Annotated in this window: 10 protein-coding genes and 2 tRNA genes; 4 read left to right on the top strand and 8 right to left on the bottom strand. The window is 63.7% G+C overall.

The features are described from left to right. The first annotated feature begins 309 nt into the window (after positions 1-309). Together TM49_RS23725 and TM49_RS19125 are read left to right on the top strand one after the other, a co-directional pair. Positions 310-7,047 carry an autotransporter outer membrane beta-barrel domain-containing protein gene (locus TM49_RS23725; protein ID WP_158498669.1) on the top strand — a complete coding sequence of 2,246 codons (6,738 nt, stop codon included), beginning with the start codon at positions 310-312 and terminating at the stop codon, positions 7,045-7,047. Positions 7,048-7,327: 280 nt separating this feature from the next. Further along, complete coding sequence (locus TM49_RS19125) at positions 7,328-9,766, top strand: membrane-bound PQQ-dependent dehydrogenase, glucose/quinate/shikimate family (protein ID WP_045683589.1); 2,439 nt, start codon at positions 7,328-7,330, stop codon at positions 9,764-9,766. A gap of 311 nt (positions 9,767-10,077) precedes the next feature. On the opposite strand, the gene TM49_RS19115 is transcribed toward TM49_RS19125, so the two are convergent. The 7 genes from TM49_RS19115 to TM49_RS19085 form a co-directional block, all read right to left on the bottom strand. Next, a complete protein-coding gene (locus TM49_RS19115; protein WP_045683585.1) occupies positions 10,078-11,151 on the bottom strand; it encodes an ABC transporter ATP-binding protein in 1,074 nt (357 codons plus the stop codon). 12 nt (positions 11,152-11,163) lie between these two features. Beyond that, complete coding sequence (locus TM49_RS19110) at positions 11,164-11,964, bottom strand: ABC transporter permease (RefSeq protein WP_045683583.1); 801 nt, start codon at positions 11,962-11,964, stop codon at positions 11,164-11,166. After that, a complete protein-coding gene (locus TM49_RS19105) occupies positions 11,955-12,887 on the bottom strand; it encodes an ABC transporter permease (protein WP_052699946.1) in 933 nt (310 codons plus the stop codon). Before TM49_RS19105 ends, TM49_RS19110 begins: the two co-directional genes overlap by 10 nt. A gap of 4 nt (positions 12,888-12,891) precedes the next feature. Next, positions 12,892-14,013, bottom strand: coding sequence for an ABC transporter substrate-binding protein (locus TM49_RS19100; RefSeq protein ID WP_045683581.1), 1,122 nt, complete (start codon positions 14,011-14,013; stop codon positions 12,892-12,894). 114 nt (positions 14,014-14,127) lie between these two features. Further along, on the bottom strand, positions 14,128-15,348 hold the full coding sequence (locus tag TM49_RS19095; protein ID WP_045683579.1) for a glycosyltransferase family protein: 1,221 nt from the start codon (positions 15,346-15,348) through the stop codon (positions 14,128-14,130). A 52-nt stretch (positions 15,349-15,400) separates the two neighbouring features. After that, on the bottom strand, positions 15,401-16,168 hold the full coding sequence (locus tag TM49_RS19090) for an HAD-IIB family hydrolase (protein ID WP_045685515.1): 768 nt from the start codon (positions 16,166-16,168) through the stop codon (positions 15,401-15,403). Between the two features lie 172 nt (positions 16,169-16,340). Beyond that, positions 16,341-17,222, bottom strand: a complete 882-nt coding sequence (locus TM49_RS19085; protein WP_045683578.1) for a TrmH family RNA methyltransferase — start codon at positions 17,220-17,222, stop codon at positions 16,341-16,343. Positions 17,223-17,439: 217 nt separating this feature from the next. Between TM49_RS19085 and TM49_RS19080 the strand changes: the two genes are divergently transcribed. After that, positions 17,440-17,524, top strand: a tRNA-Tyr gene (locus tag TM49_RS19080). Positions 17,525-17,547: 23 nt separating this feature from the next. Beyond that, positions 17,548-17,621 (top strand) — tRNA-Gly (locus tag TM49_RS19075). A gap of 28 nt (positions 17,622-17,649) precedes the next feature. On the opposite strand, the gene TM49_RS19070 is transcribed toward TM49_RS19075, so the two are convergent. After that, positions 17,650-18,255, bottom strand: a complete 606-nt coding sequence (locus tag TM49_RS19070) for a site-specific integrase (protein ID WP_144409620.1) — start codon at positions 18,253-18,255, stop codon at positions 17,650-17,652. Positions 18,256-18,573 lie beyond the last annotated feature (318 nt).

The raw sequence follows: 18,573 nt of genomic DNA, 5'->3' as shown, positions 1-18,573 counted from the left end.
CTCTTTTAGAATTCGTCCGTGGCGGACAGCTGCTCCAGCCCCGGTCAGAGCGGCATGCAAGAGCGCCTTGCCCGGGTAAACATCGAAGTGCTTGCGAGAACGGTGAAGTTGAATGCTTCCTTAAGTTGCAATGCAGGATCTGTATGTCGGTTCATCTAGCCAAACGACCGTTTCATCGAGTTCGCGTTGACTTACCGCCAGCCGGCTTATAGCCGCGAAGAGCTTGACGATTGCCAGGTCCTCCGCGGCCGTCTTGTTCCGCAGTCGCAATGCGCCGGTTTTGTCAGTTTATGCAACGGGGATGGGTTCATGACCAAAGATTGGAAGCGTATGGGGTCCGATCGCGACGGATTGCGCGCTAACGGGATGAGGGGAGCAATCAAGGTCTCGGCTTTTCTGTCGACAGTTTCCGCGCTCGCCCTGCTGATGGCGCCGACGGCCGGGGCGCAGACCGTGTTCTGCCCGTCCCCGGACAATGCCGGCTCGTGCACCATTTCGGCCGGCAATTATAGCGCCAGCTACCCGTTTGTGGGCGAGGGCGATGATGGCGACGACGACAGCAACGGCGACGATGGCCCCGACTACCGGCTCGACAATTACGGCACGATCACCATCGGCGATGACGGCCGCTATGGTCTGGCGCTTTCCTCCAGCGGCGGCGACGGCGACGATGACGGCCATACGGATGGCGGCGATGGCGGCAATCTCTCGGTCTACAACTACGCCCCGATCACCATTGCCGGATCCTCGAATGACGAGGTCTACGGCATTCTCGTCCAGAGCCTCGGCGGTCATGGCGGCGGCGACGAGGACGATACCGGCGCCGGCGGCGATGATGGCGGACGCGGCGGCGACAGCGGCACGATCTATATCGAGAACAATTCCACCATCTCGCTGCAGCAGGCGCTGCCGAACGGCGGCGCGGGCATCTATGCGCTCGCCCATGCCGGCAAGGGCGGCGACCAGGATTCGACGGTCGGCAACCAGCGCGGCGGCAGTAGCGGCGACGCAAAGGATATGGCCATCGTCAACAATGGCGCGATCACGCTCGGCACGAGCAGCGCCCACATCGATGGCCGCGATTTCGGCTGGGGCATTGCCGCGATCGCCGAAGGCAACAAGGGCGGCCATGATAATGGCAATGGCGGCACGGGCGGCAATATCGTCGTCACCAATAACGGCACGATCGACATCTACTGGAACGACCACAACGGCTCCGATGACGGCGTGCGCGGCATCTACGCGCTGAGCAAGGGCGGCGATGGCCGCGATTCCGAAGACAACAGCGATGAGGGCGGCAAGGGAGAGGCCGGCTACCAGGTCGAGGTCTACGTCAACAACGATATCCATATCGTCTCCGACAACCACGTCGACGGGCTTTCCGGCGCGGTGGTCGCCATCAGCCAGGGCGGCGACGGCGGCAAGGCGCCCGGCAGCAACAAGGGCGGCAACGGCGCCAATGCCGGCGACACGAGCGGCGATGTCGCGGGCATCAGCAAGGCCGAACTCAGCGGCAGCGCCGGGATCTCGACCCAGGGCGAGGAAATCTCGGGCGTTGTCCTGATGAGCCGGGGCGGCGACGGCGGCGATGGCGAGGATGGCTCGCGCGACAGTTCCGGCGGCGATGGCGGCAATGGCGGCCGCGTTTCCGTCGGCATCTACGATACCGCGACGATCACCACCTCGGGAACCTCCGCCTATGGCTTCCTTGCCCAGTCGATCGGCGGGACCGGCGGCGATGGCGGCGACAACACCGCGCTTGTGGGACAGACCGGCGGCGGGGGCGTCGGCGGCAATGGCGGGCGCATTACCTTCACGGCTGACAGCGGCACGGCAACGGAGACCTCCGGCGATTATTCCGCGGCGATCGCGCTGCAGTCGATCGGCGGCGGCGGGGGCACCGGCGGCGATTTCATCACCGTGCTCGGGGCCGGCGGCGCGGGCGGCCAGGGCGGCGACGGCGGCGCGATCACCGCAACCAATGTCGGCCTCCTCTATACCTCCGGCAATCTGGCGCCCGGCATGCTGGTCCAGTCGATCGCCGGGAGCGGCGGGGCCGGCGACCTGCCGGTCGCCTCGATCATCAGTCTCGGCGGCGATGGCGGCCTTGGCGGCAATGGCGGCGATGTCTCGGTCACCAATACCGGTACCATCGCCACCTTCGGTTATGGTTCACGCGGCATCATTGCCCAGTCGATCAGCGGCGGCGGGGGTGCTGCCGGCACGCTTGGCGGCGGCAAGCTCATCGTCGGCGGAACCGGCGGCGGCGGCGGGGCCGGGGGCCTCGTGCAGGTCTATAATCGCGGTTCCGTGCAGACCAACCGCGACGCCTCGACAGGCATCCTGGCGCAATCGATCGGCGGCGGCGGCGGCGCGGGGGCGGGCGGCTTCGGCCTGATTTCCGTCGGCGGCCAGGGCGGCGAGGGCGGCGATGCCGGCGAAGTGCAGGCCTTCCTCGAAGACAGCTCGATCTATACCGGCGGCGATTTCTCCTATGGCCTTTCCGCCCAGTCGATCGGCGGCGGCGGCGGCGATGGCGGCGATGTGCTCGATTTCGGCGTGCTGATCGGCGTTGGCGTCGGTGGCAGCGGCGGGATCGGCGGCGATGGCGGCCATGTCTCCGTCGGCAACCGCAATCTCGACACCGGGGCCTATACCGGCGCGCCGCTCGTCAGCACCGCTGGCGACAATGCCTCGGCCATTCTCGCCCAGTCCATTGGCGGCGGCGGGGGCACCGGCGGCAATGCGGTGAGCGAGGCCGTTCTGACGGTGGCGCAGCTGACGGTCGGCGGCGATGCCGGCGACGGCAGCACCGGCGGCAGGGTCGATGTCGCCTTCGGCAATCTGCAGGCCTCGACGCTCGGCTCCAATGCCAACGGCATTGTCGCCCAGTCGATCGGCGGCGGTGGCGGCATTGGCGGCGCGGCCTATGGCGCGGATGAATCACTGGTCTTCGCCTCGACATTCTCGCTTGGCGGCACGGGCGGAGAGGGCGGCGACGGCGACCGCGTCAATGTCAGTCTGACCGACAGCCTGATTTCCACCGGCGCGGCCGGCGACGACGCCTCGGATTCGATCGGCATCATCGCGCAATCCATCGGCGGCGGCGGCGGCATCGGCGGGCGGGCCATGTCCGCGGCGATTGCCCAGGTCATTCCGGTCGAAGTGCCGGTTTCGATGAGCTTTACCCTGTCTGCGGGCGGCGACGGCGGCGCGGCCGGCAAGGGCGGCGATGTCGATGTCGAACTCAACGGCGCGACCGGCGTCGTGACCGGCGGCGACGGCTCGCACGGCATTCTCGCCCAGTCGATCGGCGGCGGCGGGGGCACCGGCGGCAATTCCTGGACCTATGCCATGACCAGCGGCCTCGGCGCCGGCGTGCTTACCGCATCCTTCGGCGAGACGCTCGGCAGCCAGGGCGGGTCCGGCGGCGAGGGCGACACCGTCACGGTGGCGCTCAACGACACGGCCTCGGTCACAACCAGCGGCAACAATGCCGATGGCATCGTGGCGCAATCGATCGGCGGCGGCGGCGGCAATGCCGGCCGGGCCTCGACAGGGGCCTCGGCCTCGTTCGGCCTCGCCGGCTTCACCGGCAAGAAGCAGCTCGGCGGCGATGGCGGCGCGGGCGGCGATGGCGACTATGTCACGGTGACGCTCGCCAATGGCGCCGGCGTCGCAACCTCGGGCGACAATTCCCACGGCATCGTGGCGCAGTCGATTGGCGGCGGCGGCGGCACCTCGCAGGGCAGCGCCTTCGGCATTTCCGGCAAGGTCGGCGTTAGCGGAACGCCGATGACGGTGACCGGCTCGCTGTCCATGACGCTCGGGCTGAAGGGCGGCCTCGGCGGCGACGGCTCCGACGTGACGATTTCCGACTATGGCACAATCACGACGACCGGCGTCGGCTCCATCGGCATCGCGGCGCAGTCGATCGGTGGCGGGGGCGGCATCGGCGGCTCGGTTGCCGGCAATGATGTCGCGGCGGGCTCCAACCTCTCGCTGCTTTACCAGACCTATCAGGGCAATGTCGGCATCGGCGGCGCGGGCGGTACCGGCGGTGTTGGCGGCGCGATTGATCTCACCTTCGGCGGCTCGATCGGCACCTACGGTGATCACGCGATCGGCATCATGGCCCAGTCGATCGGCGGCGGCGGCGGCCTCGGCGGCGCGGCGACAATCCCCGGCGGGCGGGTGACCGGCGAAGCCAACCTTCTGCTCGGCGGCACGGGCGGCGACGGCGGCGATGGCGGCACGGTGACGGCGAGTTTCGAAAACGCCAATGCGATCGTCACCAACGGCGTGATGGCCCATGGGGCATTGCTGCAATCGATCGGCGGCGGCGGCGGTGTCGGCGGCGATGCGACCGACAATCCCTTCGGCGCGCTGGTGCTCGGCGCCAATTTCGGCGGCGATGGCGGGGAGGGGTCCGATGGCGACACCGTCACCGTCAATGGCGGCACGGCCAACATCGCGACCTATGGCAATGACGCGATCGGCCTCATTGCCCAGTCGGTCGGCGGCGGCGGCGGGCTCGGCGCGATCGGCAGCGGACAGGATTCCTATCGCCTGCGTGATGCGACGCTGCAGCTGCAGGTCGGCGGAACGGGCGGAAGCAGCGCTCATGGCGGCGATGTCAACATACAGTCCGGCCTCAACATCACCACCAATGGCAGCCGCGCCTTCGGCGTGCTCGCCCAGTCGGTCGGCGGTGGCGGCGGCATCGGCGCGGTCGGCGCGTCCGATGTCATCCTGTCGCTCGGGCTTGGCGGCCTTGGCGGGGCCGGCGGCGATGGCGGCGATGTCACCATCATCTCCGGCAATGGCAGCTATATCGAAACCAATGGCAGCGGCGCGCATGCCATCGTCGCCCAGTCGGTCGGCGGCGGCGGCGGCATTGCCGGCGACGCGACCACCTCGACGCTCTCGCTCGACCGCAAGTTCGACAGTATCGAGGGCAGCGGCGACGGCGGCGATGTCGGCGTTCAGTTCGACGGCACGATCAACGTCTCCGGCGTCGACGCTTTCGGCATCGTCGCGCAGTCGATCGGCGGCGGCGGCGGGTTCGGCGGCGACAGTTCCGGCGCGTTCGCGGGCTCGACCAGCCTGTTCGGCGATGGTCACGGCGGCGATGTCAACGTGGTCCAGAGCGGCGAGATCAACGCGATCGGTTCGAACGGCATCGGCATTTTCGCGCAGAGCCAGGGCGCTGCCAGCACCGATGCGTCCGATCTCGGCACGATCAGCATCGAGGTTGGCGGCACGGTCGGCGGCGGCACCAATCAGGGCGCCGGCGTGTTCGTCAGCGGCGGACGCGATAACGTGCTGCTCGTCGATAACGGGGCCATGGTCAGCGCCTATTCCGGCACGGCGGTCCGTTTCGTCGGCGACAGGTCGTCGGCCGACGGCAGCAGGCTCGACATCTACAGCTACGGCGTCGTGGCTGGCGATGTCCTGCTGGAAAACGCCGACGGCAACGGCTCGGGCGCTGGCGATGAATATGACCTTGCGACTCAGAGTTTCGCCTCGACCGCGTTCATCGCTGTGCCCTACAACGCCGGCACCTTCAACAATTTCGGCATAAGCCGGGGCGCGCAAACGCTGCAGGCCAATGTGGTCAACCACGGCCAGCTCTTCGTCGGCGACGAGAACGGCATCGGCGAGACCCGCGTGACCGGTGACTTCCGGCAGGAAGACAGCGGCACGCTGGTGGTCGATGCCGATTTCGAGAACAACAGGATCGACCAGCTCATCCTCCAGCAGGATGCGACGCTTTCGGGCACGCTCGACGTCGCGCCGATCTCGCTTCTGCCGCGCAAGCTGTCCTTCCTCACGGTGGATGGCGCGCGCACCGGTACGCTGACTGGCAAGCTGCATGACATCTTCACTTACCGGGTTCTGGAGGAGGGCTCCTCGCTGGCCTTGTCGGTGGATGCCGACTTCGACGGCTCGCGCTTCGGCCTGACCGGTAACCGCGCCCGCATCGCCAACTATTTCCAGAGGGTCTGGGACGCGGGCGGCGAGGGCTTCGGCACGGCGTTTGCCGAGCTCGCCAGGGCCGGCGGCGGCGGACTTGCCAATGCCATCGACGCAATCCATTCGCCAATGCCGGCGGTGCCCGCGGCGCAGTCGGCCTCGATGGCGCAGCAGCGTCTCGACCGGCTGATGAGCTGCCCGGTCTTCGACGGCCCGACGGCGATGATTGTCCAGACGGAATGCATCTGGGCGCAGTTCGGCGGCCAGCGCTTCAATCAGGGCACGATCGATGGCGTCAGCGGCTATGACGATACCACCTATAGCTATGCGCTTGGCGGACAGTTCGCCATTGCCGATGATCTTTTCATGGGGCTGACGGCCGCTTACGAGAACAGCAACATCAACGGCGCGGACGGCCGCACCTCGGTCAACGGCGACACCTTCGCGGTCGGGGCAAGCCTCAAATACAATCCGGGCCCCTGGACGTTCGCCGGCGCGCTTTCCGGCAGCTACGGCTCGTTCGACAACAGCCGCCAGTCGATCCTCGGCTCGGCAGGTGGGCTGGCGACAAGCTCTAGCGACGTGTCGACCTTCGCCGCCCGCGGGCGCGTGGCCTACACCTTCGCGCAGGACAGCTTCTATGCGAAGCCCTATGTCGATATCGACCTGATCTACGCCAATGCCGGCGGCTACACCGAAACCGGGGCGGGCGTCTTCAACCAGACGGTGGACGACAGCGATCAGTGGGCAATCATGGCATCGCCCTCCTTCGAGATCGGATCGCGCTTCGCCCTGTCGGAGACCTACCAGCTGCGCGGCTATGCGCGGGCGGGCGTGACCTTCTCGTCGCGTGACGACTGGACCACGAAGGCCCGCTTCACCGCGGCGCCAGCCGGAGCAGGGACCTTCGATGTCACCCTGCCGATGGATGGTGTCTTCGGCCGGATCAGCCTTGGCGCGGAACTGACCAATCTCGGCAACGGCATGCATCTGCGCGCCGAATATGACGGAGCCTTCTCGGAAAACACGTCGAGTAATTCCGGCATGTTGCGGTTCTCGTACGACTTCTGAGGCGCCGCATAAGCGAGACCGCACAAACCAGGGCCGGGACCTTCGTTCCGGCCCTGGATCTGTTTGGGCACCGCTGCAATGTCTTTTTTGACGAGCGTCAAAAGTGTCGACCGTTGCCTCGGCGGTGTGAACACAGCGTTTACGCTACCTTTGGTTGCTTGAAGCCTGCATTATACAGGGATAAATGACGAGAAGTGGCTCCTCCCAGCCATTCTAAAGCGCTTCCTCCCGGCGCTTCCATCAATTGATGATCATCAAATCCTGACAAAGGATATAATCAATGATTTCTCGTATCAGTGGGGCTGTTGCCGCTCTGCTGGGCCTTGTCATCCTCTACTTCGGATGCAAGCTTGCCCTTGTCGGCGGCACGCCTTTCTACGTTATCATGGGCCTCGGGCTCACCATTTCCGGCATTCTCCTGATGCTGCGCCGCCAGGCCGGTCTTTGGATCTATGCTCTCACCCTTGTTCTCACTTTCATCTGGACAGTCTACGAAGTCGGCTTCGACAAGTGGCAGTGGATTCCGCGCGGCGCGCTGATCACCTTCCTCGGCATCTGGCTGGCACTGCCTTTCGTGGTGCGTGGCCTCAAGGATCGTCCCGCGAAGCTCTGGTCGCCGGCGCTTTCCAACGGACCGTTCGTGCTGCGTGCCGTCATTGCCGTCATCGTCGTTCTCGGCGTGGTATCCTGGTTCATGGACCCGATCATGCTCAAGGGTGATCTCGCCCCGCAGCAGACGGCCTCCGCCGACGCCTCGACGGATCCCTCCGGTGTGGCCTATCCCGCCGACGACTGGGTCGCTTATGGCGGCACCAATCTCGGCCAGCGCTATTCGGCCCTGAACGATATCAACACCGACACGGTGAAGAACCTGAAGGTTGCCTGGGAATATCACACTGGTGATCTGCGCCAGGCGGACCAGGATTCGGGCGAGTACACCTTCGAGGCGACGCCGATCAAGGTGAACGGCCTGCTCTATTTCTGCACCCCGCACAACATCGTCGAAGCACTGCAGCCGGAAACCGGCAAGCTGGTGTGGAAGTTCGACCCGATGATGGAGCGCGACAGCCAGTATCAGCACCAGACCTGCCGTGGCGTTTCCTATAACGACTCCACCGGCTATGTCGCTCCGGCTGGCACGGATCCGGAAAAGGCCCAGGCGATTGCCGATGCCGTTGCCGAATGCCCGCGCCGCATCATCGCCACCAGCGTCGATGCCCGCCTCTACGCGATGAACGCCGATACCGGCGCGCTTTGCGAGACGTTTGGCGATCAGGGCTTCGTCGACCTCAAGGCGCAGATGCCCAACCTTGAGCGCGCCACCTACCAGGAAACCTCGGCCCCGCTTGTCACCGAGGATCTGGCGATCCTCGGCAGCGCCATTGCCGACAACTACTACGAAAACAATCCGTCGGGCGTGATCCGCGCCTATGACGTGCGCACCGGCGACGTCGTGTGGAAGTTCGATGCCGGCAAGCCGGAGGACACGTCTCCGCTGGAGCCGGGTGAACTCTACGAGCCGAACTCGGCCGTCGCCTGGACGCAGCTTTCGGCCGATGAAAACCTCGGCATGGTCTACATTCCCTTCGGCAACAAGAGCCCCGACCAGGTCGGCGTGTTCCGTTCGGAGGAAGACCAGCGCTTCGTCGATGCGCTCGCCGCGCTGGACCTGAAGACCGGCAGGCTGATCTGGACGTTCCAGACCTCCTACCATGACCTCTGGGATCGCGATAATCCGTCCCAGCCGGTGCTGATGACGCTGCCGCATGATGGCGAGGACGTGCCTTCGGTCGTTCTGCCCACCAAGGGCGGCAATGTCTGGGTTCTCGACCGCCGCGACGGCAAGCCGGTCCTGCCGGTCAACGAAATGAAGGTTTCGACCGAAACCGACATTCCGAACGAGAATCTGTCGCCGATTCAGCCGATGTCGTCGCTCTCCTTCACGCCGGCACCGCTGAAGGAAAGCGACATGTGGGGCGTCACGCCGATCGACCAGATGGTCTGCCGCACCACCTTCCGCTCCAACCGTTATGACGGCAATCCGTTCACGCCGCCGACCATTGACGGCTCGATCGTCTGGCCGGGCAATATCGGTGTGTTCAACTGGGGTTCGGTCTCGGTCGATCCGGTCAACAAGTGGATGATCGCGACGCCGCAGTTCCTGCCTTATGTCTATCACCTCGTGCCGCGCCCCGAGGACGACCTCGACAAGCGCATGTTCTCCTCCGGCGGTGCCGGCGGCGAATCGAAGCCCGGCAACGAGAACCTCGGCGGACCTTACGCGGTCTCGATCAAGCACATGGAATCGCCGGTGTTGGCACTTCCGTGCAATACCCCGCCATGGGGCGTGCGCGTCGGCGTCGATCTCACGACCGGCAAGACCGCCTGGAAGTATCGCAACGGTACGGTCGCCGGCGAGAAGATCGCTGGGGTGAAGTTCCCGATCCCGTTCGAGATGGGCATGCTCGCTCATGGTGGCCTGTTGACGACGGCCGGTGGCGTCGCCTTCTCAGGCGCCGCACTCGACGACACGATCCGCGGCTATGACATGAAGACCGGCAATACGCTGTGGAAGCATCACCTTCCGGCAGGTGGCCAGGCCACGCCGATGACCTATCGCGGCGAAGACGGCAAGCAGTATATCGTGATTGCAGCCGGTGGCCACGGCTCGCTCGGCACCACGCCAGGCGATTCGGTCATTGCCTATATGCTCGACTAGTTCGAGATATCTGGCCGAAAGAAAAGGCGCGTCCCTCCGGGGCCGCGCCTCAGAACACTGGCAAACCCTTGGAGGCGTATGTTGATCCCGCCGCGAGCCTCCCCACAGGAGTCATGCTCGGACTGGATCCGAGCATCCAGGCGGATTAACGCATTGAATTGCCGAAGACTTATCGCGCGCCCTTGCCACACTGCCTGGATCCTCGTGTCAAGCACGAGGATGACGCCGAGTTTAAGGAAAGGTTTGTCAACACACTGAGGCGCGTCCCTCCGGGGCCGCGCCTTTTTGTGTTTGGGGCAAAGCTCCGGCGGTCACTGGCCGGACGCCGGATCACCCTTGACCAGATGCGCGTGATCGGGCCTGAAACTCAGCGCGATCTCGGCGCCGTCTGGAAGATGGCGGGCATCGGTGCTCGGCATATCGGCAACGAGCCTGCGGCGGTCGCCAAGCGTGACTTCGACACGGGTATTGGCGCCCATGAAGGTGCGATCGCTGACCTTGCCGAGCAAGGCCGAGGCGCCGTCGGGTTCGGCAAGCGCAAAGGCTTCCGGGCGTACATAGACGGAGACCGCTTCGCCGGAGCCGAGTCCTCTGGCCTCCTCGTGGGCAAAGCGGTGGCCGCCGAGGTCTATGACGCCGGACTGGCCGTCTATGACCTTGCCGTCGAGGCGGGTCGAGGTGCCGATGAATTCCAGCACGAAGCGGGTGGCGGGATTGTAGTAGATATCGGCAGGGGCGGCGAACTGGTCGATGCGGCCCTGATACATCACCGCGACCCGGTCGGAGATCGACAGCGCCTCTTCCTGGTCATGCGTGACGAAGATGGTGGTGATGCCGGTTTCCTTCTGGATACGATGGATCTCTTCGCGCAGTTGCACCCTGACCTTGGCATCAAGTGCGGACAGCGGTTCATCGAGCAGCAGAAGGCTCGGCTCGATCGCAAGCGCACGCGCCAGCGCCACGCGCTGTTGCATGCCGCCCGACATCTGGTGCGGATAGCTGTGGGCAAAATCGGTAAGGCCCACAAGGTCGAGCAACTCGCCGACACGGGCCTTGATGCGGGTGGAGCCCTGGCCACGCACGGTGAGCCCGAAACCGACGTTCTCGGCAGCCGTCATGTTCGGAAACAGGCTGTAGGCCTGGAACACCATGCCCATGTTGCGGCGGTTGGCGGCGAGGCCGGCGATATCGGTGCCATCGAGCAGGATCTCGCCGCTATCGGTGTTTTCCAGCCCGGCGATGATTCTGAGAAGCGTGGTCTTGCCGCAGCCTGAAGGACCGAGAAGCGTGACGAGTTCGCCGGACTTCAGCTCGGCATCGATGTTCTTCAGAACCGGTCGGCCGGAATAGGACTTGTTGACCTGTCTGACGGTGAGGTTTGCCATGGTGCAGTTCCTTCAGCGGCCACCGCGCTTGGCGCCGGTGATCATGATGCCGAGCATCGCAAGCCAGGTGAACAGGAAGGAGAACAGCGACAATGCCGCAGCCTCCGTGCCCGAGGTCTGGCCGATATAGTTGATATAGACGGCGAAGGTGTTGAACAGCAGCACATTCGCGAAGGTGAATTCGCCGAGCACGATGGCGAGCATCAGGAGCGTCGAGCCGATGATGGCGCTGCGCAGGTTCGGGATGATCACCCTAAGGAAGATCTGCGTCCAGGAGGCGCCAAGGCTGAGGCCGGCCTGAGTCAGTGTCTTCACATCAAGTGCCTGCACACCGACGTCGAGCGCACGATAGGTATAGGGCAGCGCCAGGATCACATAGCCGGGGATCATGAACTCCGGCGAAGAGACGAACCAGGACGGGCCGCGGTAGAGCGCCGAAAGGCCCGCCACCAGGACGATGGCTGGCACCACGAAGGGCATGTTGGAGATCATCTCCAGCACAAGGCGCAACTTCGGCGCCCGCAGCGACACGAACAGAACCGTCGGGATCAGCAGCACCTGAGTGATGACGATGGTCTCGACCGCGAGCCTGAGCGACAAGGTAAGCGAGCGCCACATGTCGCCGTCCTGGAACAATGCCACATAGGCGCTGAAGTTGTAGTTCGAGCCGCCGGCCCAGAAGGAAAACATTCCCATGGCGATCAGCGGCAGGATGAAATAGCCGGCGACCACCACAAGCCAGAACCAGGCGAGCAGGCCCGGCCGATCGCGATGAAGTTTCGCCTGCCTTGCGGCGCGGGATGCTATCGCCATTTCGAAGCCCACTTCTGCAGCAGCCAGTAGAGGAGCATGGCAAGCCCCATGACGACGATCATGCCGAGCGCCAGCGCCTGACCGAGCTGGGGTGCGGCCATGACATTGCCGGAGAGCAGATTGCCGATTTCGGTTGGTACCAGCGGGATGAGGCCCGAAGTCAGCGCATAGGGCGTGGCGTAGGAGGCAAACGCATTGCCGAACAGGAGGATGAAGCCGGCAAGCGTCGGCGGCGTGAGGATCGGGATGCCGATCCTGCGCCAGTAGGTGAAGGACGATCCGCCAAGATTGTCACAGGCCTCACGCCATTCCTTGCGCATGCCCTGAACGGCGGGCGTGATCACGATCACCATCAGCGGAACCTGGAAATAGAGGTAGGTGATGGTGAGGCCGGTGAAGGTAAAGAGCGAGAAGCCCTGGCTGTAGATATCGATCCCGATCACTTTCAGCCAGACGGTGACCATGCCGAGCGTGCCGAGCGTCGAGATGAAGGCGAAGGCCAGCGGCACGCCGGCGAAGTTCGCCGCGACGCCGGAAAACGAGGTGATGCCGGTGCGCACCCATTGGGGCGTGCCGCGCATCTGCACGATATGGGCCGTTACCAGGCCGGCGACGGTCGCGATCAGGGCGGTCAGCGCGGCAAGCTCGGTGGTGACGATATAGGCGTGGAGATAGTGCCGCCCGAAGATCTGGCGGACGAATTTCAGCGTCGGTGCACCATTTTCGAAGAAGGCGCCGAGAAGAACGGTGATCGACGGCAGGATCAGGAATGCGGTGATGAAGAGGAAAAAGAGCGCGATGAAGAACCAGGGGATGAGGGAGGCGAGCCCCTGCCGCCTGCGCACTGCCGGCTTTTCGGGATAGTGGCCGTCGGATGCGCCGCCCGGAAGGGCGGCGCTGGCCGGCAGATGACTGTCGGCCATCTGCTCAGTTTCCGACTTCGTTCTGCCAATTGGCCTGGAGCGTCGACTGCGCCTTTTCCGACTGGTCCGAGTTCGGGAACTTGACCTGCTGATAGGGCTCGGCCGGCGGCAGCGCGTTCATCAGCTCTTCCGGGATGACGCCGCGTTCGACCATGTCGTTGAAGCGGGCAGGGTGGGCGAAGCCTTCAAGGTAGATGAGCTGGCCCTCGTCGGAGTAGACGAATTCCTCCCAGAGCTTGGCGGCCGACGGATTGGCGGCAAAGGCGCTGATCGCCTGGGCATAATAGTTGCCGAAGACGCCGTCGGAGGGGATCACGACCTGAAGCGGCGTGGTCGAGGCAAACTGCTTCTGGTAGCCGAGGTTCAGATAGTCCCAGTCGATGACGATCGGGGTCTGGCCGCTCTGCAGCGTCGCCGGCGTGGCGTCAACCGGAATGAAGTTGCCGGATTTCGAAAGCTCGGCGAAGAACTTGATACCGGGCTCGATATCGTCAAGCGAACCACCATTGGCCAGAGACGCTGCCCAGACGCCGGAGAAGGCGGCGGCAGCGCCCATCGGCGAACCGTTCAGCGCGATCTGACCCTTGTATTCCGGCTTCAGCAGGTCGGACCAGCTCTGCGGGACGTTCTTGACGATGTTGGTGTTCACGACAAACGAGATCACACCGAAATAGTCGCCGTACCAGTTGCCATCGGCATCCTTCATCTCGGCCGGGATGCTGTCCCAGGTCGAGACCTTGTAGGGCTCAAACAGGCCTTCCTTTGTGCCGGCGAGCGCGAAGGAGGAACCGACGTCGACAACGTCAACGGCGCGGGACTGGCCCTTGGTCGAGCGGATCGCCTGCAGCTCCTGCGCCGAGGAGGCGTTCGGCGACTGGTTGTTGACCTTGAGGCCGAACTTCTCCTCGAAGGTCGAGATCATCTTGCCATAATTGGCCCAGTCCGGCGGAAGGGCAATCGAGTTCAGCGTGCCTTCGCCCTTGGCGGCGTCGACAAGCGCCTGGTCGAAATCCGCTGCCGCGGAGATGCCGGGCAGCGCCGTCGCGAAAGCGATGGCGGCAGCCGAAAGCGTGAGGAAATGACGGCGGCCGAAGTCGGCGGAATGGTCGAAAAACGTATTGGACATCACGAGAGCTCCCAAAAGGATACAACCAGCCTGAGATTAATACGGCGATTGGACGAATGGAAACTATTACTGCTGCGTAATGGATTTGTGACCGTTCTGCCGGAAACCCTCGTCTCAGCCGTATTCCGCCATGTCGGCGGCCACGGCAGCCTGCATTTCGTCAAGAATGTCCGGAATGGCGCTCAAGACGCGGTTCCAGCGCGGCATCAGCGGGGTGGCGTCCGGCTCTTCCAGGAAGGAATTGCCGGCGTCGATCAGGTTCTTGGCGAAAAGTTCGACGGCCTGTTCTTCTTTGTGACGGTCGGTCGAAAGGCCGTTCATCCGGGCATCGTTGTGATAGATTTCGACAAGATCCAGGGCGGTGCGGAAATAGGCCGCCTTCACCGTTCGCAGCGTCTCCTGCGAGAAGGTGACCCCGTCGGTGGCGAGCTTGCGGAACACCGCCTTGCAGATATCGGTCGACATGCGCGACAGCCCGGCCTTGGCGTCTTCGGCCGAAAGCGGCTGGTGCTTGTGGTCATAGGCGTCGGAGATGTCGACCTGGCAGATGGCGGTGTTGGAATAGTTGCGCCAGAGCTCTGACAGAACGCCGATCTCCAGACCCCAGTCCCACGGAATGCGGATATCGGGCAGGATGTGGGTGCGCATGGCGAACTCGCCGGCGAGCGGATAGCGGAAGGCCTTCAGGTAGTCGATATAAGGCTGATGGCCGATGGTCTTCTCGAGGCTCAGCAGCAGCGGCGTCACCAGAAGGCGGGTGACGCGGCCATTCAGCGAGCCATCGGCGATGCGCGGATAGTAGCCCTTGGAGAAGACGTAAGGGAAGGCGGGGTTGGTGACCGGATAGACCAGTCGCGCCAGCATTTCGCGCGAATAGGTGACGATGTCGCAGTCGTGCAGCGCCACGACGGAGGAATTGCGGGCGCCGAGAACATAGCCGATGCAATACCAGACATTGCGGCCCTTGCCGGGTTCCTTCGGCGCCAGCGCCGCATCGTCCAGCCGGTTATGCACTGCCTTCATCCGCGGCCCGTCGTTCCACAAGACGACGTGGCTCTGCGGCAGGCGCTTGAAGTAATTCAGCGCGAAGCGGTACTGCTCCTCATCGGCACGATCGAGACCGATGATGATATTGGAGATGTACGGCACCTCGGTAAGGTGATTGACGATATTGTCCAGCGCCTCGGCCTCGAGCTCGGAAAACAGCGAGGGCAGTATCAGCGTGATCGGCCGGGTCGCCGAAAAGCTCGTCAGTTCGCGTTCGACGCGGTGCAGCGAGCGCTCCCGCAGATTGTGAAGCGTGGCGACGACGCCGTTTTGATGAAAGTCAGCCATATGCGGGCGCTCCTGTTCTGATTCGGCCTGGGGAAGGCCCTTGCGAAAACTATTATACCAATAATTGCAGTATCATGTCGTTCCAGCCGGCCGGTCCCGGTTTTTCGGAGCGGCGGATGAAGCCGGCCCGCTCTCGGGCGGTTTCCGGCAGGGCGGCATGGGCCGGATTGGCGATGATGATCCCGATATCGGCCGCTTCCAGCATGGCCGCATCGTTGGGCGCGTCGCCGAGCGCGACGGTGACGAGCGGTTCGTCACTCATTTCGCGGTAGAGGGCAGCCACCTTCCGCATGGCATCGGCCTTGGAAGTCTTCGGCATCAGGGTGAAGAACCGTCCGCCCTGCACAGCCTGAAAGCCGTGTTGATCGAGGATGCCGCGGAAGGCATCGCGCTCGTCTTCGCTGCCGTTCCAGAGACCGGGTTCCGAAAAGCGTCGCATGCGGGCGAGCCTCGCCGTCTCGAGCGGCATTCCGGTCTTCTGCGCAACCTCTTCGTCGCTCCAATCGCCGAAGCCGGCAAAGTTCTGCCGCAGGTCACGCGGCATGTCGTCGAGCACGGCGCGCAGTCGAGCGTAGACGCCGTCCTCGCCGGCCGCGCCATCGGGAAGATTGACGACGCCTGCGCCATTCTCGACGATCATCGGGTCGTCAATGCCGATATCGGCGGCGATCGGGCGCATTTCGGCTTCGGTCTTGCTGCTCGCCAGAATGAGCGGAATGCCGCGCTGCTTCAGCGCTGCGAGCGCCGGACGGGCGGGTTCAAGGGAATAGGTTTCGTGGTCGAGGAGGGTGCCGTCGAGGTCGGTGAAGACGATATGCATGGCAGACCTTTCGCAGGCGCGGAGTGCTTCAAGGACGGTCACGCAGCGCTGAAGCGATGCGTGAACTTCGGATTTCGCTGACGCAGCTCCGAGCCGGTCCGGCTCGGCACGCCCTCTGGAACCGCCCTATAAACGCCTGACGCGGCAAGATGTTCGTGCTGCGTCGAAAAAATCAGCTCCGGTTGGAGCCGGCGAGATATTGCCGAGCGGCGTAAAGCGAGATGGCCGAGGCGTTCGAGACGTTGAGCGACTTGATCGGCCCCGGCATGTCGAGCCGTGCCAGCGCGGTGACGGTCTCGCGGGTCTTCTGTCTCAGTCCCTTGCCCTCGGCGCCGAGAACGAGGGCGACCTTGCCGCCCTTCAGCGTGCCTTCGAGCGGAGCCGGACCTTCCGAATCGAGACCGATGCTGGTGAAGCCCATACGGTGCAGTTCGTCGAGCGCATTGGCGAGATTGGTGATCTGGATATAGGGGATCAGCTCCAGCGCACCGGAGGCCGACTTGGCGAGCACGCCCGATTCCGCCGGGCTGTGGCGCATGGTGGTGATCACCGCGCCGGCCGAAAATGCCACCGCCGAACGCAGGATGGCGCCGACATTGTGCGGGTCGGTGACCTGATCGAGCACAAGAAGCAGCGGGCTTTCCTGAAGCGCATCGAGCCGGCGCACAGGCAGCGCCTTTGCCGTCAGCATCACGCCCTGGTGAATTGCGTCCGTGCCGAGAATGTCATCGATGTCCTTGGGGCGGACGATCTCGACGGGAAGCGCTTCCGGCAGCGTCAGCCCGTCGGTCAGCCGGGCAAGCGCGTTCTGGGTGATCTTCAGCGCGATCAGCGTGCGCTCCGGGTTCTCGATCGCCGCGCGAACCGTGTGCAGGCCGTAAAGCAGCACCTCGTCGTCGCTGACGGGCAGCGGACCGGCAGGCGCCTTGCCGCCGGGTCGGCGCGGTGCAGGCGGCAATTCGCCGCGGGCGCGTTTGGCATCGCGGTGGGCGCGTCTCAGCTTGGCGTAATGGGCGTCTTTGCCGCCACCGTCGGAATCGTGTTTTTTGCTCATGGGGTCTTATAAAGCTGGCAGAGCGTTCTCGCTAGGCCGATCGCGCGTGGTTTATCTCGAATTCCCGTCAGGACTGTCGGCGGCTTGTTATTTTTTCGTCATTTTTTTCCGGTGACCCGTGTTGACAGAGCGGAAGCAGCCGGTCATATACGCGGCGCAGATCGGCGAGGGACGCACCGAACCGATCGGCGGCAAAGCCGCGATCCAGGCTGGTACTGGAGGAGTGCGTGAGTGGTTAAAACGGACGGACTGTAAATCCGTTGACTTAGTCTACGTTGGTTCGAATCCAACCTCCTCCACCACCTGACCTGATGAACGAACCCGGGCGGGTATAGCTCAATGGTAGAGCAGCAGCCTTCCAAGCTGAATACGCGGGTTCGATTCCCGCTACCCGCTCCAACGTTTTCAATAACTTATGTGGTTGCCGTTACACTCGTTTCACTGCGTTACACTGGCGCAGTTTTTCGCGGGCCTCGGCAACCTGACGAGCCTCCTCGAGGCCATTACTCCTCGCGTACCTCTCTGTCATCTTCGCGGTAGTGTGCGTGGCAAGATCTCGTGCACGCTCGATCGATCCGGTTGCTGCAATGGTCTCCGTGACTGCCCCAGCCCGCGAATCCATGGACCAAACATATTGTGGAACACCCGCCGTTTCCCGGACCCGTGCGAATCTTTTCGTATACCGGTTGTCATAATAGGGCTTTCCAGTTTCCTCGTTGATGACGACCGGCCCCAATTTAGGGAGCGCATAGGCCTTCATGGCTTCGACTACGAGCGGCAACACCGTCAGGTCGCGCACTACACCGACATGTGTTTTGCTTGTCTCAATTGTGAGGATCAGATCCTTCGATATGTTACCGGCGGTGAGACCGCGCCAGTGGAACGGCTGACCAGCATCGCCCGGCATCCATTCCCCAATGACATCGATCCGTCGCAGCCCTGTCTCGAATTTAAGCGCTTCAACAAAGCCGATTGACGGGCAACCCATCGCAGCACTTGCCCTGATAATCGCAAGGCAATGGTCGTATGTCATTGCAACACTGCGTCCTTTCGGTTGCTCGAAGCGCATTACCGCCAGGATTTCGCGGGCCTGGGCACAGCCAGAAAGCCTTTCGCCTGCGCCATAGGACAATATCACCCGTAATAACTTGATCGCACCTGAGGCGCGACGATGACCCTTGGTACGCCATTTCTCGAACCAACGCCGAAAATCGGAGGCACGAAGCGATGAAATAGCACGGTTGTGATTAGGCGTGGAATAAGGACCCCGTTAGAGGGGTGATCGGCTTCCAAAAGGGACCCCTTCTGGCACAGGGGTTACAACAGCCTCCGGTTTATCTCGGAGGCTTTT

Origin of the sequence: Martelella endophytica (assembly GCF_000960975.1) — a bacterium.
In the GTDB taxonomy this organism is placed as follows: Bacteria; Pseudomonadota; Alphaproteobacteria; order Rhizobiales; family Rhizobiaceae; genus Martelella; species Martelella endophytica.
Note: the sequence above shows the minus strand (reverse complement) of the source record. Positions and strands in the feature narration are given on the sequence as shown.